Here is a 19,584-nt window from a genome sequence, read left to right as displayed (position 1 = left end):
CGCGTGATGGTCGCTCTTGCCGACGTCCAGGCCGAGGAATACGCCGTACTCGTCGCTCACGTCTTCATCTCCCACGATGTCCATCATGGGCTCGGCCGCTGATCAGGCGTCGGACTGCCGGCAGCCACGTTACGGAGAGACCTACCCGCAGGCGGGTGGCCGGGTCCCTATCAGCGGTCTCGCCGACGCCACCCGGCCCGGCGACAACACCCCCCGGATCATTGGTTCGACAGGGGCGGTAAGCCATACCGGACCGAGCGACCGAGCAGCCCCCGGCTGGGGACGATCAAAAAGGTAACGGGCAGGCCGAGGTGCCGTCGTTGATGCCGAACCGGACGATCAGATGGTCGCCGGCCTTGAAGCCGGCGAGCATGGCCGTCCAGCGTGAGCTGTAGGCGGTGGAGCTGAGCACGCATTCGCCGGCCGCGTTCTTGGTGCCGGTCACGTTCCCCTCGTACAGCCAGGTCTGAATGCTGCGGCCGCCGACCGCGTTGTTGCGCACGGTGGCATCGGAGGTGAGGTTGAGGCGAACTGGCTGCCCCAGCCGATCGGGCACGCGCTCGCGTTGATCATCGTGGAGTCGAAGCGCTCAGGATCGGGGCGAGCCGGTCGGTGATCGCCTGGTGGCCCTTGTCGTTGGGGTGCACCGAGTCGCTGAGGCCGTCGGCGGGCAGCCAGCCGGTCGTGTCCACGTAGGCCACGTTCGCGTCGCCGGCCGCGTTGCGCGCCCGCACGGCCGCCTGCGTCTCCGCGGCGTAACGGCCGATGAAAGTACGCAGGGCATAGAGCTTGGCGTACGGGAACTTGGCCCGGATCCGGGCGAGGAAAGTCGTGTACTTCGCCTGGAAGTCGGCGCCGCTCACCCCGTGGCTCTTGTCGTTGGTGCCCAGGTTGATGACGACGCTGTCGGGCGTGTAGCGGGAGAAGTCCCAGGCGTCGCTGCCGGCCTGGCCGCCGCTGGACATCCGCGGGCGGGTGGCTTGAAGGTGGTGGCCCCGGCGTCGAGGATCAAACCCTGGAAGACCGCGTCCCCGGTGTACGAGCCGGCCACCTGCCGGTAGCTCACGATCAGCGTGTGGTTGCCGGCGGCCAGCGCCGCCGGGGTGAGGTTGATCGTGCCGGAGCCCTTGAAGGCGGTGAACGCCTTCCCGTCGATGCTTGCCCACAGGTCGACGGTGTTGCGCTGCTTGAGTTTCACGGTCTTTCCGGTGAAGCCGATTCGCAGGTAGGCCCCGGCCCAGTAGGGCACGTAGGCCGACGCGTTCGTCTTGTTCCATCGCCCCACGAAGCTGATGTTGGAGTCGATCGCCGCCTGGGCCGGAACCGCCCAGCCGGCGATGACCATCAGCATCGCCGTAACGATGATCCCGAGACGCCGCATGTCGGTCCCCTCTCGCCGGGAGCGCTCCCAGCGTCATCGTGGCCCTGCAGGACATCGATGTCAATCAATCTAAGAGGGTGGTGCGGTGCGGACCTACACCCAGACGTACACGGTGACCGTGGCCGACGAGGCCTCGGCCCGATCGGCGGCGGCCCAGCTCGCGGCTCGCGGCCACCGCTTCGTGGCGGTGCGCCCCTGGGGCGGTGAGTGGAACGCGCTGTCGGTGCTGGCGGACCCGCCGTCGGAGGGGCCGCCGATCGAGCCGCGGGACGAGATCGCGGCGGTGGCGGCGATCGCCCGGCTCCATGGCGGCTCGTCGGCCGGAGCGTGGGGTGCCTCGCCGATGACGTTGCGGATCTTCCCGGCGGACGGCCGGGTGCACGAGATGACCCAGGAGGAGTCGGAGAGGATCCGGGCCGCGCTTCCGGTGACCGTCGCTGCGGAGGTCGTGCTCCCGCCGGGGCTGCGCTGCCGCCCCACCGGTTCCGAGCGCAAGCTGCGACGAGCGGTGCTCGCCGTCGTCGCCGCTTCGGGCGCTGCTTCCCCGGGCGCCGCCGAGCCCGGCGTGGCCGAGCCGGGTGTGGCCGGACTCGCGGTGGACGGCTGGGATGATCCGTACGAGCTGATCGAAGCTCTCGCCGGTGACGCCGGTGCAGTGCCGCTGCTGGCCGCGCTGGCCTCGGCCGAGGACATCGCCGACCACTACGCGGCGGACGCCCTCAACCTCCTGCTGCAGATGGCCGTGGAGGGCCGGGAGCAAGCGGTGGCGCGGGTGGTGCCCGGGGTGCCGGCCGGGCGCTGCGAGTTGACCGACTTCCTGCTGGGCGCTCTCGCCGCGGCCGTCGGCGCCGCCCCGCCGCCGGGCCTCGACGCGATCGCCGCCACCTATCCGGCCCGCCGGCCGGCCGTGGACCTCATGCGTACGCCGTCCTCGGCAGTTGCTTTCGCCGCACTGCAGGACGCACGCCCTGATCTCGTCGACGTGCGGGAGGACCCGGCGGCTCCGGTGGAGCGCCGGGCCCTCGCGATGCTCGCCCGACTGGGCATCTGGGAGCTGGACAGCGCCCGGCAGACGCGGGTTGTCAGCCGGTGATGCCGTGGACCGGGGGAACGGTCAGGGTGCGGTTGCCCGGGGTGCCGCCGAGGATGATCTGGCGGAGGGCCGAGTTGTTGGTGGTGTCGAGCTCGGCCAGCTTCTTCTCCGGGTTGGCCAGCACCTGGATGTAGTAGGTGCCGTTCGGGAGATCGGTGATCTCGAACGACTGGCCGGGGCGGTACTGGCTGTACGTGTCGCCGTTGCCGATGTCGAGGACCTCACGGACCGCGACGACGGTGTTGGCGCCGCACGACGTGGACAGGTCGGTGTTCTCGGGGCGCCACTTCGCGTTCGCGATGGTGAAGTCGACCGCGTCGGTGTTGGCCAGGCAGAACGCCTCCTTGCCGCTGCGCACGGCGAGCTTCTGGCTGGAGTCGAGCAGGTTGTACTGGGCGAAGTCGGTGAAGTGCCAGTGCTTGTGGCCCTCGCGCGCGTCCCACTCCATGGTGCCGGCCGGGCGGCTGCCGACCTGGTTGCCCTTGGCGTCGAAGAAGTACTGGTAGGCGTCCATCAGCTCGGTGCCGGTGCGGCGGAAGCCGTCGACCAGCAGCGGTGACGTGCCGGCGTTCCACACGGTCGCGCCGAAGTTGACGTAGTCCTTGCCGTCCTCCTCGGACAGCGCGATCTCCCACGCCGGCAGCGAGCGCAGGTCGGGCCGCGGACCCGCGGCGGGCGTGGCCTTCAGCGGGGTGGGCCGCTTGGCCGGCGCGCGCAGCTCCGGCACGTACGTGGAGACCTGGGGCCCGGCCGCGGCGTGCTCGTCCTCCTCGGCCTTCGCCTGGGGCGCCTCGGACGCCTTCAGCTGGGCCAGGCCGCCCTTGTCGATCTCGGCGTCCACCACCGTGACCTCGACCTTGGCCGTGGCCTGGTCGGAGGGAATGCCGAGCAGGGAACGGTAGACCGGGTTCACCGTGGCCGTGGCCGTGTACTTGCCGACCGGCAGGTCGAACGCCTCGGTCTGCGGCTGGTCGAGGACGGCGGCGTCCCATCCGGCCTGCACGCCCCAGACCGCGCCCAGCGTGAACGGGTTGTAGCCGCCACAGCTGGTCGGGTACGGGTTGGTGGCCGGAGCGTCGGGACGGGTCCGCGCCGATCCCCAGCTGTTGCCGCAGAACGGCGTCTTGTACTCGGTCACCAGGGCGCCGGCCTCGTCCTTGATGGTGATCGTGGTGAAGTCCTTGAGGCCGTTGAAGTCGGTGACCATGCCGGCCGGCAGCGCCACCTTCTTCTTCTTGCCGTTCTGGACCACGGTCCGCTCGGCCACGATCGGCTTGTCGTAACCGGTGCGCTTGGCCCAGATCTCCAGCGGGTCCTTGCCCGCGATGACGTGCAGGCCCAGGTCGAACGAGAAGTAGATCTCGCCGTCGTAGTTGTACCGCTCGGCGGTCACCTGCCCGGTGGCGGCGACGAACGACAGCGGGGGCGGTGCGGCCGCGGCCTGGGCCACGCCCACGCCGGTGGCGGTCAGCGCGAGCGTCGCCGCCACCGCCCCGTACCTGATGATGTGTGATCGCCTCATGAGGTCCTTCCGGTCGGGCGGCCGCCGATGCGGCAACCGCTCCCGAACATCCAAAAAGGACACCTGTGAGGATCCTGTGAGGTTCACTCGAATTGTGTCTTTCGGCCGAAGCGCCGCCTCGGCCGAAAGTCAGATGCGCGGGCAGGGTCCGCTGTGGCATACATCGATGATCTTGCCGGTCAGCAGGAACGTGGCCTTCTGAAGTTGGGCGCTCTCCTGCGCCCGGGGGAACTCGTGCGGATCGGCGCCGTACTGCGGGCCGCTGGGTGCGAGGTTGGTGGGCGGCGGCGCGTACGCCTGACCGCTGTTCCAGACGACGATGGCCGAGCCGCGGTACGGGCCGGACGGGATCGGCCTGATGCCCCAGAACGGGGTGACCTCGTCGGACCAGCCGGGAGCCAGCGCCGGCCGGTGGATCCGGGCGCCGATGGTGCGGGCCTCGACCTGGGCCGCGGCCGGCGAGACCTGATGGTCACCGAAGGCCACGTGCATCAAGACCTGATGAGCGGGCGTACGGGGTAAGGGGTGGCCGGTCATGTGCTGGGCATAGCCGTTCGCCTCGGCCCGGTCCCACAACATCTGGATCAGCGCGAAGACGAGCTGCTGGTCGTGCTTGTCCGGGTAGGACTGGTCCAGCAGCTGCTGGAACGGGGCGAAGTCGACGCTGCGCTGCAACAGGGTGCTGTAGTTCATGGCGGGCACGCCGAGGACCGACCGGGTCCAGTCCTGCGCGATCGCGGTCAGGGCGCCGCCGTTGATGCCGCCCTGGCTGTTGCCGTCGTAGTGCAGGCCGGTGGCGCGGTTGAGCAGGCTGCGCCCTTGCGCGTCCCGGAAGGCGGGGTGCGAGGCGAAGCCGCCCGGCGCCAGCATGGCCCGGCCCAGGAAGAGGAAATTGAGGAAACTCTGCTGGAGGCGGTCGGGCACGGCGGGGAAGGTGCTGAGGTCACTCCAGGTCTGTACGACGTACGGGATGTCGCCGGAGGCCATGCCGATCCAGCTCGACGCGCAGAACATGAAGTCGTACGTCTGCGACATCTGTTTGACGTTGCCCGCGTTGATCTCGGTCGGGGCGCCGAGCAGCCCGTGCCCGTAGAGCGACAGATGGGCCGGTGTGGCCGCGGTGGCGCTGCGCGGGAGATTGCAGACGAAGTCGGCCGCCAGGTCGCCGGACGGTTCGGTGAGCAGCCGCGAACCCGGGCCGCCGTCGCCGGTCAGGTATTTCGGCACCGCGACCGTGCCGCGCACCTGGCGGGCGATACGCGCGTCCTGCTCGGGCGTGTAGTCGGTGACCTGGGTGACCGTGAACGCCGGGGCGCGGCCGCCGAGGGCGGCGAACGCCTGGTCGCGCATGTGCAGCACCCGGCCGGTCAGGCCGGCCGTGCTGGCCACGGTGAACTCCCACGGGCGGGGCGCGCGGACCGGCTTCCTCGCGCTGTCCCGCAGATTTCGCAGGACGACCCGGTAGCGCGCGCCTTCGCGCAGAGCCACCGCCGGCCGGATGATCAGAAGCGGCCGTTCGGTCGCATGCGCGTCGAGCTCGGCCCAGTACGGCGTGCGCCGCCCGGTCCGGGTGTCGATCAGCAGGATCGGCGCGTTCGGGGCCAGCGAGCGCCCGATGTCGGTGACCGGCGCGATGCCGGTGGCCGCCGGGTCGAGGCCGGGCACCTCGGCCAGGATCGGCGTGCCGGGGCTGAAGCCGTCCTGCCGGTTCCACTCGGTGGGGTCGATGTACTTGCCGGCCACGTTCGCCGGCAGCGCGTCCGCCGCGAAGTGCACGCGGCGCCCGGTGGGGCTGCTCCGGTCGGCCACCGTGAACCGGTCGCTGGGGAAGGGGAGCAGGCCGGTCGCGGGCGGGGCGGCGACGGCAGCGGACGGCACCAGGGCGACTATCGACGTAGCGGCCAGAAGCAAGAGGCGGCTGGGCATAGACCGATGTCTACGCTGCCGTGACGCTCTGAGCAACCTCGACTACGTACAGTATGGGCATGGGAATCGACTTCGCCCGGTCGGACAGATCGCGTCTAGGGATCGAGTGGGAGATCGCCTGTGTGGACCGGCGCAGCGGGGAGCTCGCCCCGGCCGCGCCCGAGATCCTGGCCGAGATCGGCATGGCGGACGGCTTTCCGCACGTCACAAGCGAGCTGCTCACCAACACCGTCGAGATCGTCAGCGCACCTCACCGTCGAGCGCGCGACGCCGTGGACGACCTGACCCGGCTGGCCGAGCGGGTCGGCGACCTGGCCGAGCCGATGGGCGTCGACCTCGTCTCGTCGGGCACCCACCCGTTCAGCCAATGGTTCCAGCAGCAGGTCACGCCCGGTAAGCCCCGCTACGACACCCTCATCGACCGTACCCGGTGGTGGGGCCGGCAGATGATGATCTGGGGTGTTCACGTGCACGTCGCGGTCGAGGACCGCCGCAAGGTGCTGCCCGTCATCGACGGCCTGCTCACCTATCTGCCGCACTTCCAGGCGCTGAGCGCGTCGAGCCCGTTCTGGGCGGGTGAGCGGACCGGATACGCGTCCAACCGGGCGCTGATGTTCCAGCAACTGCCGACGGCCGGGCTGCCGCCGCAACTGAGCGATTGGCGGCAGTACGAGGACCTGGTGGCCGACCTGACGCACACGGGCGTCATCGAGGAGCTGAACGAGCTGCGCTGGGACATCCGCCCCTCGCCCAAGTGGGGCACGATCGAGGTCCGCACCTTCGACGGCATCTCCACCGCCTGGGAGATCGCCGCCATCGCGGCCTTGACGCAGTGCCTGGTCGAGCACTTCTCGGCCGAGCTCGACGCCGGCCGCGAGGTGCCGAGGCTCCAGCCGTGGTTCGTTCACGAGAACAAATGGCGGGCGGCACGGTACGGGATGGAGGCGATCATCATCCAGAACAGGGCCGGCGACGAGCTGCTGGTCACCAAGGACCTGGAGGAGCTGCTGCCCGCCCTGGCGCCGGTCGCGGAGTCGCTCGGCTGCACGGACGAGCTGGCCCGCCTGCGCGACATCGTCGCCGGCGGCGCCAGCTATCAGCGCCAGCTCCGCGTGGCCGAGGCCAACGACGGCAGCCTCAAGGCGGTCGTCTCCTCCCTGGTCCGGGAGCTCCGCGAAAGCCTTTCCTGAGCGATCGTGGAGGCGCTCATGAGGACGGCCTCAGCCGGGTTGTCATTCACGTGGCCGGCTGAGGCCGTCAGGGGAGCGGGTGGCCTGGTCAGCCGACTGGGCCGGTGGCCAGGGTGACGGTGGCGGTGTGGGACTGGCCCGAGACGTCGGTCCAGGCGACCTTGACCTTGTCGTCGGGGTGGTAGCGGTCGAGGAGGGTGGTCAGGGCGGTGGCCGAGGCGACCTTGGTGCCGGCCACCGCGGTGATCACGTCGCCGCGAGTGAGGCCGGCCGAGGCGGCGGGGGAGCCGGAGACGACGCCGAGGACGGCGGGGCCGGTGGCGGAGGCGTAGCCGGTGCTGTCGGTGGTCTCGATGCCCAGGTAGGCGGTGGCGCCGACGTGGACGGCGGACGAGGACTGGCCGGCGCGGATCTGGCCGGCCAGCTTCACCGCGGTGGCGATGGGGATGGCGTAGCCGGCGTTGCCCGCGGACTGGTAGCTGAAGCCGGCCGAGGCGGCGGTGTCGACGCCGATCACCTGGCCCGAGGTGGTCAGCAGCGGGCCGCCGGAGTCGCCGGCCTCGATGTCGGCGTTCACCTGGATCAGGCCGGTGAGACGCTCCGACGAACCGCTCGACTCGTCCGAGGCGGTGATCGACTGGTTGAGGGCGGTGACGGCGCCGCCGACCGCGCTCGGAGTGCCGCCGGTGCCGCCGGCGTTGCCGATCGCCACGACCGGGTCACCGGTCTTCACGGTGGTGGACGTGGCCAGGGTGGCGGTGGCCAGGCCGGACGCGCCGGAAAGCTTGATCACCGCGATGTCGGCGCCACGGTCGTAGCCGACGACGGCGGCCCGGTAGCTCTGCCCGTTGCCGATGTCGGTGACCGTGATGCTGGTGGCGCCGGCGACGACGTGGTTGTTGGTGAGGATCACGCCGTCGGAGGTGAGGACGATCCCGGTGCCGGCGGCCTCGGCGTTCTGCGCCCCGAGCACCGTGGTGATGTCCACCAGCGCCGGGTCGACCTTGGCGGCGACCGCGGCGACCTGACTGGCGGTGGCCCCACCGGCCGCCGTACTGGACCCGGCCGACCCGGATCCCGCTCCGAAGCCGGACCCGGACCCGAAGCCGGACCCCGATCCCAGGCCGGACCCTGAACCCGGGCCGAAGCCGCCGCTGGACCCCGAGCCGTTGCTGGACCCCGAACCGTCGCTGGATCCCGAGCCGTCGCCGGACTGTGAGCCGGTTCCGGGCACGAACGGAAGAACGGGAGACGCGCTGTTTTGCGCCGATGAGGACGAATTGTCCGGGTGAAGCGACCAGCCCGCCGCGAACCCGCCGCCGGCAGCGACGACGAGCGCGGCGACGCCACCGCCGATGGCCATCGCCAGACGGTTCGGCCGGCGCCGCGGCTGCGCCGGGTGAGGATAGGGCTGGTAGGGCTGATACTGCTGCCACGCCGCGGTCGGCGGCAGCCACCCGCCCTGGCCCGTCGCGGGCTCACCGGGGGCTTGATGCGCCGCGGTGGTGGGCTGTGAACCGTACGGAGGCCATGCGCCCTGGCCGAGGGGCGCGGTGAGGTGCTGGCCGGGCGGAAGCGAACCGGTCTGGCCGAGGGCGGCAGTGGGGTGCTGGCCGGGCGGAAGCGAACCGGTCTGGCCGAGGGCGGCAGTGGGGTGCTGGCCGGGCGGAAGCGAACCCGCCTGGCCGGGTGCCGCGGTCGGGTGTGAGCCCGGCGGGAGGGATCCGGCCTGGCCGGGGGCGGCCGGGTGCTCGCTGGGTGGGAGCGGTCGGGCCGGTGTGGGTGTGTGGTGATCGCCGGCCGGGGTGGGGGCGGGCGTGTGCGGGTCGGGAATGGTCACCGGAGTCTCCCTCTGGGCGAAGTTCACCTCCGGTGTAGTTCGGGTTTCTATGGGCGCGCTGTGCGTCTGCTGCGGGAAGGGTGGACGGTCAGGCCCGGCTCGACCACGCCGTCCACAGCTGGGCGTATCGGCCGCCGGCGGCGACCAGGTCGGCGTGCGGGCCGTCCTCGACGATTTTGCCGTGTTCCATGACGATGACCCGGTCGGCCGAGGCGGCTTGGGTCAGGCGGTGGGCGACCAGCAGCGCGGTCCGCCCCTCCAGGGCGGCCGTGGCCGCGTGCTCCAGATCGCGGGCGCCTTCGCTGCCCGCCTCGGCTGTCGCCTCGTCCAGCACCACGACCGGCGGGTCCTGCAACACCACGCGGGCCAGGGCCAGCTGCTGCGCCTGTGAGGCTGTCAGCTGGTGGCCGCCGTCGCCGACCACCGTGCCGATGCCGTCGGGCAGGGCAAGGGCCCAGCCGAGCGCGCCCACCCGCTTCAGAGCCTCGGCGACCTCGTCGTCCGAGGCCGTGGGGCGGGCCAGGCGAAGGTCCTCCGCGAGCGGCCCCGCGAACACGTGGGTCTCCTGGCTGACGATCGCGATCGTCTGTGGCGGGAGCTCGGCGACGGGGACGCCGCCCACCGTGACGTACCCCTGGGAAGGTTTGAGGATTCCCGCGGCCAGCGACGCCGCCGTCGTCTTGCCGGCGCCGGTGGAGCCGACCAGCGCGACCCGCTCGCCCGGGCCGACCCGCAGCGAGACGCCGCTCAGGACGGGCTCGGAACCGTAGGCGAAGGTGACGTCGTCCAGGGCGAGGTCGCGCCCGGCCGGCGCCGTCACCGTTGTGCGGCGCTCGATGTCCATGCCGAGCACGCCGACCAGCCGGGCCAGGCTCGCGCCCGCGTCCTGGGCCCGGTCGAAGGTGGCCATGAGCAGCGTGACCGGGCCGAACAGGCGATGGAACAGCAGGGCGGCGGCCGAGACTTCACCGACGGACACCAGATTTCCCCGTACGAGCAGGAAGCCCGCCACCAGCACCGCGCCCAGCCCCGCCAGCTCGGCCCGGTTGATCCGGCCCACGAAGCGGGTGTAGAAGCCGAAGACGTTGATCGAGATGTCGCGGGCCCGTCCCGAGGCGGCCGTGATGCCGTCGAGCTGGCGGTCCTCCAGGCGGTAGGCGTGCACCGTGGGCAGGCCCTGCATGCCCTCGACGAACAGCTGCGAGCGGGCGGCGACGGCGACCCGCTCCTCGGCGTAGGACGGTGCGGCGCGGGGCAGGTACCAGCGCAGCGCGATCACGTAGAGCGGGACGGCGACCGCGCCGGCCAGGCCGAGGCGCCAGTCGATGCCGGCCATCGCGATCAGGGTGAGCCCGGCCAGCAGGATCGCCGAGATCATGCCGGGCAGGACCTCCTTGACGGCCCGGTCGATGGCGGCGATGTCGGCGCTGACCCGCGACAGCAGGTCGCCGCGGCCGGCCCGGTCGAGCACCAGCGGGGGCAGCCGCAGCGCGGTGGCGACGGTGCTTTCCCGCAGGTCGGCCAGGATGCGGGAGCCGAGCCGGCCGATCAGGAAGCCGGCCAGCCCGGTCGCGGCGCCACCGACCGCCGCGGCGATCACGATGACCACGGCGATCGGTACGATCGCGCCGGTGTCGCCGCCCGCGCTGATCCGGTCGACGAGCAGGCCCAGCGCGTAGGCGGGGGCGATCGAGGCGGCCGCGGCGATCATTCCGGTCAGCAGGGCGAGCGCCGTCTCGAGACGGCGGCCGCGCAGGTCACGGCCGACCCAGGCCCTGGTCGCGCGGGGCGTGGCCACGGGGAGGATCATCGAAGTACCGCCCGCCGGTAGGTCTCGTCGTTCTCGCTGAGGTCGGCGTGCCGTCCCTCGGCGGTGACCGCGCCGTCGCCGATGACGACGACCCGGTCGGCCGCGGCCAGCAGGGCCGGACTGCTGGTGATCACGACCGTGGCGTAGGACGGCCCGCGCCTCAGCTCGCGGATGCCGTCGGCGATGCTCTGCTCGGTCACCGCGTCCACCGCGGTCGTCGGATGGTGCAGGACCAGCAGCGGCGGCCGGGCGTGCAGGGCGCGGGCCAGGGCGAGGCGCTGCCGCTGGCCGCCGGACAGGTTCGTTCCGCGTTCGGTCACGAGAGCGCCGAGTCCTTCTTCGTGGAAGTCGACCGCGGCCGCCCGCAGCGCGTCGTCGAGCCGATCGCCGCCGCGCAGGTCGATGTTGGCGGCCAGCGTGCCCGTGAACAGGTCCGTCTGGTGCGGTTCGACGTGCAGCCGGCGCCGCGCCTCGTCCCGGTCCACCGTTTCGAGGCGTTCACCATTCAGGAGAATTTCGCCGTCGTACGTCTCGGGAACGGCCAGCAGGCGCACCAGCGCCTCCGCGTCGGCGGGCCGGTGCGCGACCACCCCGACGAATTCGCCCGGCCGCACGTGCAGGTCGAGACCTCGGAGCGGCCCGTGTGACACGGCGTCCAGGCGCAGCTCGTACGCCGTACTGGAAAAGGTCTTTGTGCCTTTGCCCAGAAGATGCCCGGCCTGGGTGACCGCAGCGACCCGGTCGGCCGAGGCCCGCGCCGTGGCGACCCAGCTCGGCACGACGGCCAGCACCCCGAACGGCTCGATCAGGAACTGGGCCGACCCGATCACCGTGATGAACTGGCCGATGGTGATCCGGCCGGTCAGCGCGAACCAGCCCGCCGTGATCGCGATGCCGCCGGCCAGCAGCATGCTGAGCATCGAGGAGACGCCCTGGTAGGCGTTCTGGGTGCGGGAGGCGCGCACCGTGGCGGCCAGGGACCGGCGGCTGACCGTCCGGTAACGCTCGGCGGCGGCGTCCTGGCCCTCGATGCCGCGCAGCGGCCGCAGTCCGGTGACCAGGTCGGTGGCGAGTGAAGTGGCCTTGCCGGCCTGGTTCTGCTGCTCGGCGACCCGGCGCGCGATCAGCGGCGCGGTGAGGTTGAGGGTGGCCAGCACGATCGGCGTCGCGATGAGCACGATCAGCCCGAGCGGCCGCGAGATCACCAGCAGGGTGACCGCGCTGACCGAGGCGGCGATGAAGGAGCTGGTGATCCGCGGGATGTGGTCGAGGAAGTAGGACGTGTACTCGGCGTCGGTGGTGGTGACGGTGAGCAGGTCACCGGAGCGCTGGTCGGTTCGCAGCCCGCGCGGGTGCAGGATCTTGGCTGCCACCTCGACCCGGAGCTGGTGGCCTTCCTCGGCGATGGCCCGCTGCAGGTGGCGGGCGCCGAAGCGGTAGGACAGGGCCAGCACCAGGTAGACCAGGACGAGCACCCCGATCCAGGTGGCCAGCGCGCCCCAGTCGCCGCGGCCGACCGCCCGGTCGACGATCACCCCGATCAGCACCGGCACCAGCGCCGCGCACAACTGGTACAAACCGGCTAAAGCGGTCCCGGTCCAGAGATGTTTGCCGTTGCGGGCGACGGCTCTGCGCAGGATCGCCGTGCCTTGCCTCGTCTGGCGGAACATCGGTTCTTTGGACAACCGCCGAGCTCCCTCACTCAAAGATCAAGTAAGGCTAGCCTGTGCTTTAAACCTGATGCCGGTGGCAGATCAACGACAGATCAACTTACATCGAGAAACTTACATGTTTGACTCCCCACGCCAACTCTACGGGGGGAGTAAGCAATCATGTTTGTCTATACACGCGCGCCCGCGCGCCGGCTGGCCGCCTTCTGTGCGGTGCTGCTGGTGGCGACGCTCGCACCGCCGGCCGACGTGCCGGCGCGGGCCGCCGAACCGGGTCCGGCGCCCGGCGTCACGGCCGGCGCGGCACCGCAGCAGCGGGGCCTTCCGGCCGGCGCGGCGCCCGACGCGGCCGTCGACCCGGCCCAGCGGCCTCCGGTCGTGCCGCCACTGGTCGAGGCCGGCGGCGAGGCCCAGAAGGTCGGAGCGAAGGCCCTGGCCCGGGCCGCGCAGGCCGCGCCGGGTGAGGCCTTCACCGACGTGGTGCTGCGGCCCGGCTTCGTGGTCGGCGACACCTCGCTGGTCACCTACTTCAACCTGAAGGACCAGGGCTTCGGATCCTGGCGGGTGGATCTCTTCGACACCGAGTCGGAGACCGTGCAGGAGTCGGCCGTGCTGGGCAAGGACCAGCTGGCCAACAGCGGCTGCGGCACGCTGCGCGACTATTGCAAGTCGCTCGGCGCCGAGCAGGGCTGGCAGCTGGACGCCACGAAGACCTACTTCGTCACGATCACCGGGCTCTACCCGGACGGCGAGGTGCCGTCGGCCAAGTCGGACAACGCCCAGCCGCGAACCACGATCGACCCGCCGGCGATCCCGGACCGGCAGGCCGCCGGCTGCGGGTGCAGCGTCGCGCTCGGCATGACCGGCGCCAGCCAGGCGACCCGGGCCATCGGCGTGAACACCGGCACGGGTGGCTTCAGCCGCACCGAGAGCGACCTCTCGATGGTCTCGTTCGGCGCGCCGTTCCTGTCCAGCCGCACCTACTCGTCGCTGAACACCGGGGCCTCGGCCTTCGGACCGGGATGGGCCTGGGTGTACGACCTGAAGGTCACCCCGGTCGAGGGTGGCGTCCTGGTCCGCGCCGAGGACGGATCGGACACGCTGTTCAAGGCCGACGGCGACGGCTACGTACGGCCGCCGGGTGTGCGGTCGACGCTGCGCAAGGCCGGCACCGGCTGGGAGCTGGTCACCCGCGACCACACCGTGTTCACCTTCGACGCGCAGGGCCTGCTCACCTCGATCCTCAACCCGCGCCAGGTGGGCCTGCGGTTCGCGCACACCGCCACCGCGGTGACCGTGACCGACGCGTCCGCCCGCAAGGCGACGGTGAAGCTGGCCGGCGGCCTGATCCAGTCGGTCACGCTGCCGGACGGGCGCACGACCCAGTACTTCTACACCGACGGCCTGCTGACCAAGTTCCGTGACGCGACCGGCGAGTACTGGCAGTACAAGTACGACGCCAACCGGCTGCTCACCCAGGTGATCCAGCCGGACAAGGTCGTCGCGCTGACCAACGAGTACGCCGCCGGCCGCGTGGTGCGCCAGCGGGACGCGGTCGGCGCGCTCACCACGTTCGAGTGGGACGCCGCCAAGCAGGAGGCCAAGACCACCGACGCCGACAACGTGGTGGTCTGGGACGGCTACAAGGGCAACGTGCTGCTCTACTCGCAGCGCGGCAACGGCGACACCAACAACCACCGCTACGACGGCTCGCTCAACCGCAGCCTGGTCGTCAACGGCAACCAGAACCAGCACGAGTCGTCGTACGACCCGGCCGGCAACCTGGTCGAGCGGTTCGCGCCGGGCAAGCGGTTCTCCGAGAAGATCACCTACGACGCGCGCAACAACCCGACCACCCACGTCGACGCCGAGGGGCAGACGTGGAAGGACGAGTACAACGAGTTCGACGAGCTGGTCAAGAGCACCGATCCCGAGAACCACTCGATCACCTACACCTACGACGGCCGCGGCCTGCTGCTGACCGTCACCGACCAGCGCGGCAAGGTCACCCGGGCCGAGAACATCCCGGACGGCCAGGCCAACGCGGGCCTCACCGCGGCCCAGGTCTCGCCCGAGGGCCGGCGCACCGAGTACGGCTACGACAAGGTCGGCCGGCAGACCACGGTGACCGACCCGCGCGGCACCGTCGCCGGGGCGAAGCGGGAGAACTACACCACCCGCACGGTCTACGACGATCTCGACCGGCCGGTCGCGATCTGGCAGCCCGGCAAGAAGAACGCGAGCGTCAGCGTCTACAACACGGTCGGCCGGCTCCAGAAGACGGTCACCCCGGGCGGCGTGACCACCTCGTACGCCTACCAGGACAACGGCCTGATCAAGGCCACGTACGAGCCGCGCCGGACGCTGCTCTACACGTACACCGCCGCCGGCCGCCGGCTGACCTCCGCCGTCGACATGAAGCACGAGGCGGACCTGGTCACCAGCTGGGCCTACAACGCCAAGGGCCTGGTCCAGTCGACCACGTCGCCGCGGGGCAACCTGCCGGGGGCGAACAAGGCCGACTTCACCACCACGTACGTCTACGACCACAACGACAACATCGTCCAGCTGCGCCGGCCGTACCCGAACGGCCAGGTCGTGGTCCGCGACTACAAGGTCGACGACCTGGACCGCAGCGTCGAGACGGTCGACGAGAACGGCAAGTCCTCGACCTTCGAGCGCACCAACAGCGGCCAGGTCAAGGGCACGAAGGACACGCTCGGCCGGACGACCGCGATGTCGTACGACAAGAACGGCCGGCAGACCGGGATCACCGACGCGGGCGGGGTCGAGACCAAGACGGAGTACGACGCGGCCGGCAACAAGATCAAGCAGATCTCGGCCACGGGTGGCGTCACCACCTACGAGTACACCGACGACGGGCTGATGAGCTCGGTCACCGAACCCCGCGGCAACCTGGCCGGGGCCGACAAGGAACGCTTCACCTCGCATTTCGAGTACGACCTGGCCGGCAACCAGCTGCGCAGCATCGATGCCCTGGACAACGTCACCTCGGCCAGGTACGACGGCCTGAACCGGACGGTGTCGAGCACCGACGCCAACAAGCACACGACGTACTACACCTACACCGAGGACGACCAGACGCGGACCGTCACCGAGCCGAACGCCGAGTTCGACTCCGACGATCCGGAAGAAGACTCGACCCTTTACAAGTACGGCGAGGACGGGGCCCTCTCCTCGGTCACCGACCCCAAGGGCAACACGACCACGGTCTACTACGACGAGGCCGGGCGGCTGATCCGCAGCACCGATCCGGAAGAGCGCAGCACGTACGCCAAGTACGACGCGGACAGCAACCGGATCCAGACCATCGTCCTCGGCGACGACGAGGAGATGGACGACCTCAGCGCGGCCGAGCGGGCCAAGCGCACGATCGTCGACACGTACGACATCGTCGGCCGTCTCACCCAGCGCCAGACCGGCAGCACCGGGCCGCTCTACAAGTGGGGTTACGACGGCAAGGACCGGATGACCTCGTACGGGGACCCGCTGGGCGTCCGTGAGGTCGTCTACGACGACGAGGACCAGATCAAGTCGGTCACCCGTAAAGAGGCGGGCCGGGCCGACGAGACCTACTCGTACGACTACGACACGCGCGGCAACGTCACCAACCGGCAGTACCCGGACGGCACCGCGGTGTCCTACGGCTACGACAAGGCCAGCCGGATCACGTCGCTGACCGCGGCCGGCGCCACCTGGGGCTTCGGCTACGACGAGGCCGGGCGCCGGACCACGACGACGCTGCCGGCCGCGACCGGCCTGACCGAGAAGAGGGTGTACGACGAGGCGGGCCGGCTCACGTCGGTCGGCACCGAGCGCACCGGCGAGCCGGTCGCGGGCGTACAGGACCCGGTCTCCAAGTACGACCTGACCCTGGACCCGGTCGGCAACCCGAGCCGGGTGGTCACCACCCGCGGCGGTGTCGCCGAGTCGGTCGCCTACGCCTACGACGAGGCGGACCAGATCACGTCGGCCTGCTACGCGGTCGCGTCCTGCACGGACAAGAATGCCAAGCCGGCCGGCCGGATCGACTACAAGTACGACCTCAACGGCAACCGGACCAAGCAGGTGCGGAGCGGCACGGCCGGCAACGACGAGACGGAGTACGAGTACGACGACGCCGACCAGCTCACCGAGGAGGAGGTCGAGGGTCCCGGCCACGAGCGGGAGACCGAGTACAAGTACGACGAGCGCGGCAACCAGATCAAGGCCGGCGGTGACCGGCTCGAGTACAACCTCGACAACACCCTGGCCAAGGCGACGCTGGCCTCCGGGCAGAGCACGACCTTCAACTACGACGCCTCCGGCCTGCGGGTGGCGTCCACCTCGGCGTTCAAGGCGCAGACCTCGACCCAGCGCTGGTCGTGGGACGTGGCCGGGACGCTGCCGCAGATCGGGATCGACACCGTCGAGCAGGGCGGCGCGGTCACCGAGAAACGGGGCTTCACGTACGGGCCGGACGACGAGCCGCTGGCGCTGCTCGACCCGGCGAGCGGGGTCCACGCGTACACCCACGACTGGCTCGGCGGCACGGCGAACATGCTGGCGCCCAACGGCACCGTCGAGGAGGGCTACGACTACGACCCGTTCGGCAACCCGCGCGTCGGCACGACCCTGGCCGCGCAGCAGCTGCCCGAGCAGAGCCTCGAGAACCCGATGCAGTACACCGGGCAGTACCAGGACTCCACGTCCGGTGACGGCAACTACTACCTGAGGGCCCGCAACTACGACCCGGGCACCGGCCGGTTCGCCAGCCGCGACCCGATGCCCACCTCCACCGGCGCCACGTCGGCCTACACGTACGCCTCCAACAACCCGGTGGCGTTCACCGACCCGACCGGCGCCGTGCCGGACGCCGGGCCGACCACCACCGCCCCCGCGGCGACCACCACCGGCCCGTCGCCCGAGGACGTGGCCAAGGCCAACCAGCTGCAGTCCAAGAGCACGCTCGACGTGATCCTGGAGGCCGGCGGCCAGATCCTGATGGAGTTCCTCGGGATCAACGACATCATCAACTGCCTCAAGGGCGACCTGGTCGCCTGCGCCTCGATGATCATCGGAGCCCTGCCCTGGGGCAAGATCTTCAAGGCCAAGAAGATCGCCGAGGCGATCTACCGGGCCGGCAAGGCCGTGGTCACCTTCTTCTCCGAGCTGAAGTGGGCCCGGGCGATCCTGAAGGGCGCCGAAGACGCGGCCAAGGCGGCCAAGGAGGCGGCCGCCGCCGCGGCCAAGGCGGCCGCGGAGAAGGCGGCCAAGGCCAAGCAGGCGGCGGAAGCGGCGGCGAAGAAAGCCGCGGCCGAAGCCCAGGCCAAGGCGAAAGCCCTGGCCGCCAAGGCGAAGGCCAAGACGAAGAAGGCGGCCGGCGACGGCGGGGCCTGCCCCATCTCGCACAGCTTCGTCGCCGGCACCACGGTGCTCCTGGCCGACGGCACCAGCAAGCCGATCGAAGAGGTCGAGCCGGGCGACACCGTCCAGGCGACCGACCCCGAGACCGGTGAGTCCGGGCCACGGCAGGTCACGCACGCCATCCGTACGGACAATGACAAGAAGTTCGTCGACGTCACGGTCACCGGCGCCGACGGCTCGTCCGACACCATCACCACCACCGACACCCACCCGTTCTGGTCGCAGACCCGAGGGGAATGGGTCGAGGCCGGTGAACTGCGCCAGGGCGAATGGCTGCGGACGTCGGCCGGCACGTACGTCCAGCTCTCGGTGGTCCGGTCCTACGCCGACGGTGAACGCACGTACGACCTGACGGTCGACGGTCTCCACACCTATTACGTGGGCGCCGGGACCACCTCGGTCCTGGTACACAACAACACCTGCCCGTCGGTCTCGTCGAGCGACATCAGCAACCTGCACCAGCGATCCCGGGACCTGTACGGGTCCTACCCGAAGGACAAGGCGACGGTCGCGGTGGCCAAGGTCTGGAACCGGGCCGAGAGCCGGTACGAGGAATGGGTGGCCACCCACCTCGAAGACCTGCCGGCCGAGATCAAGAACAACCTGAACGGCGCCGTGTACAAGTTCGGCAAGGGCGACGCCGAGGAGACGATCGCGGCCGCCCTGGGCGACAATTACGACCTGCTGGGCATAGCGTCGAGTGGGCGCATCTGCACCCGCTGCTTCGGCGTGCTGGACGGCATACCGGGCATGCGGGGAACGACGATCGGCCAGGGCATAGCCGGGCCGGGCCGGACGAAATGGCGAACAATGGTGAACATGAACTTCTGGGACGGAACGTGATCGACTTGCGCTGTGACGTGTGCGGGCACGAGATGCGGCAACTGCCGTCCCCCGACCCGGACCAGGAGTGGGCGTGCACCTGGTGCTACGCACGCTCCACGGTGTGGGCCCGCTCCGGCGACGTGACCCGGCCGCAGTACGAGCCGGCCACCACCCGCTGGGAGGAGGCGGAGGGGGACGACCTGCCACCGGACGAGTCCCACGCCGCCGGCTACTTCGGCGCGACACTGTGCGGTCGCTACAGCGACGCCATCACCGCCTCGGAGTACCCGTGGATCCCCACCCGGCAGAACACCTGCCCAGACTGCAGAAAGGCGGCAGAGATCATCGACGACCGCTGGCCCGCGGAGAAGCGAAACGGTAACCGCGAACGGATCCCGCTGACACCGGGCTCCGACGCCCCACCGTTCTAGAGGAAACCGACAGCAGAGCGGCCCAGCTTCGGCTGGGCCGCTCTGCTCGGCTGATCAGGCTCTGCGAGCCCGGGCGAATCCCGCCAGGTCGGGAAACATCAGTTCCATGGTGTAGCCGAGTCGGCCGGCCAGGAAATTGCGCAACTCGGGCTTCACGCGCGACGGAATCTTGAAAATGATGACCGGGCTCTTGGCGTAGCGCCCTCGTCCCGGCGTGTCGACGAAGAGCCGGCTGACCTGGTGACGCGTTATCTCGAGGGCCAGCGACGTCTGAGATCGGTCCGCCGCGGCATCGGGTCCCGGCACTGCGCTGAAGATGAACGACCCCTGCTGGATGAGGATTCGGTCGTCTATGGGCGGCGGCGCCATGGTGTTGCAGTCGTGCCAGGAGTTCCAGGTCTGTCAGCTTTCGATGGTCGCCGGCGTCCAAGCGAAGTCGTCGAGCGTCTCTCAGCAACTCCGTCTCCGC

General features: G+C 70.6%; 13 protein-coding genes. 4 read left to right on the top strand and 9 right to left on the bottom strand.

Going from position 1 to position 19,584, the window contains the following annotated elements:
• Positions 1–286 precede the first annotated feature (286 nt).
• From CRP55_RS45145 to CRP55_RS55360, 3 genes are read right to left on the bottom strand one after another with little or no spacing between them, the layout of a single operon-like run.
• Positions 287–556: an SGNH/GDSL hydrolase family protein gene (locus tag CRP55_RS45145; protein WP_179855621.1), complete on the bottom strand. Its 270-nt coding sequence runs from the start codon at positions 554–556 to the stop codon at positions 287–289.
• Positions 557–569: 13 nt separating this feature from the next.
• Positions 570–965 (bottom strand): GDSL-type esterase/lipase family protein, encoded by a 396-nt coding sequence (locus CRP55_RS55365; protein ID WP_342751618.1) that lies wholly within the window; start codon positions 963–965, stop codon positions 570–572.
• Positions 860–1,381: a hypothetical protein gene (locus CRP55_RS55360; RefSeq protein WP_342751617.1), complete on the bottom strand. Its 522-nt coding sequence runs from the start codon at positions 1,379–1,381 to the stop codon at positions 860–862. Before CRP55_RS55360 ends, CRP55_RS55365 begins: the two co-directional genes overlap by 106 nt.
• A gap of 85 nt (positions 1,382–1,466) precedes the next feature.
• On the opposite strand from CRP55_RS55360, the gene CRP55_RS45135 reads away from it, so the two are divergent.
• Positions 1,467–2,474, top strand: coding sequence for a hypothetical protein (locus CRP55_RS45135; protein ID WP_097328251.1), 1,008 nt, complete (start codon positions 1,467–1,469; stop codon positions 2,472–2,474).
• Here CRP55_RS45135 and CRP55_RS45130 read toward each other — a convergent pair.
• Positions 2,464–3,996, bottom strand: a complete 1,533-nt coding sequence (locus CRP55_RS45130) for a lysyl oxidase family protein (protein WP_097328250.1) — start codon at positions 3,994–3,996, stop codon at positions 2,464–2,466. The two genes, CRP55_RS45135 and CRP55_RS45130, sit on opposite strands and share 11 nt — an antisense overlap.
• A 129-nt stretch (positions 3,997–4,125) precedes the next feature.
• A complete protein-coding gene (locus tag CRP55_RS45125; protein ID WP_097328249.1) occupies positions 4,126–5,922 on the bottom strand; it encodes a hypothetical protein in 1,797 nt (598 codons plus the stop codon).
• Positions 5,923–5,981: 59 nt separating this feature from the next.
• Here CRP55_RS45125 and CRP55_RS45120 point away from each other — a divergent pair, with 59 nt between their 5' ends.
• The gene (locus tag CRP55_RS45120) at positions 5,982–7,112 is read left to right on the top strand and encodes a glutamate--cysteine ligase (RefSeq protein WP_097328263.1); all 1,131 of its coding nucleotides are present in this window, start codon (positions 5,982–5,984) and stop codon (positions 7,110–7,112) included.
• A gap of 88 nt (positions 7,113–7,200) precedes the next feature.
• Here the strand turns inward: CRP55_RS45120 and CRP55_RS55905 are convergent, their stop codons facing one another.
• From CRP55_RS55905 to CRP55_RS45105, 3 genes are all read right to left on the bottom strand, one after another.
• Complete coding sequence (locus CRP55_RS55905) at positions 7,201–8,952, bottom strand: S1C family serine protease (protein ID WP_281260855.1); 1,752 nt, start codon at positions 8,950–8,952, stop codon at positions 7,201–7,203.
• A gap of 88 nt (positions 8,953–9,040) precedes the next feature.
• Positions 9,041–10,750 (bottom strand): ABC transporter ATP-binding protein, encoded by a 1,710-nt coding sequence (locus tag CRP55_RS45110; protein ID WP_245923763.1) that lies wholly within the window; start codon positions 10,748–10,750, stop codon positions 9,041–9,043.
• An 8-nt stretch (positions 10,751–10,758) separates the two neighbouring features.
• Positions 10,759–12,447 carry an ABC transporter ATP-binding protein gene (locus CRP55_RS45105; protein ID WP_245923762.1) on the bottom strand — a complete coding sequence of 563 codons (1,689 nt, stop codon included), beginning with the start codon at positions 12,445–12,447 and terminating at the stop codon, positions 10,759–10,761.
• A gap of 147 nt (positions 12,448–12,594) precedes the next feature.
• On the opposite strand from CRP55_RS45105, the gene CRP55_RS45100 reads away from it, so the two are divergent.
• Both CRP55_RS45100 and CRP55_RS45095 read left to right on the top strand, forming a co-directional pair.
• The gene (locus CRP55_RS45100) at positions 12,595–18,702 is read left to right on the top strand and encodes a polymorphic toxin-type HINT domain-containing protein (protein WP_245923761.1); all 6,108 of its coding nucleotides are present in this window, start codon (positions 12,595–12,597) and stop codon (positions 18,700–18,702) included.
• A complete protein-coding gene (locus tag CRP55_RS45095; protein ID WP_097328246.1) occupies positions 18,699–19,115 on the top strand; it encodes a hypothetical protein in 417 nt (138 codons plus the stop codon). The genes CRP55_RS45100 and CRP55_RS45095 overlap by 4 nt, the downstream gene beginning before the upstream one ends.
• Positions 19,116–19,169: 54 nt before the next feature.
• On the opposite strand, the gene CRP55_RS45090 is transcribed toward CRP55_RS45095, so the two are convergent.
• Positions 19,170–19,484 (bottom strand): hypothetical protein, encoded by a 315-nt coding sequence (locus CRP55_RS45090; RefSeq protein ID WP_097328245.1) that lies wholly within the window; start codon positions 19,482–19,484, stop codon positions 19,170–19,172.
• Positions 19,485–19,584 lie beyond the last annotated feature (100 nt).

It is taken from the genome of Paractinoplanes atraurantiacus, from assembly GCF_900215205.1.
Taxonomy (GTDB): domain Bacteria; phylum Actinomycetota; class Actinomycetes; order Mycobacteriales; family Micromonosporaceae; genus Actinoplanes; species Actinoplanes atraurantiacus.
The sequence above is the reverse complement of the archived record's forward strand: the minus strand, read 5'-3'. Positions and strand labels throughout refer to the sequence as shown.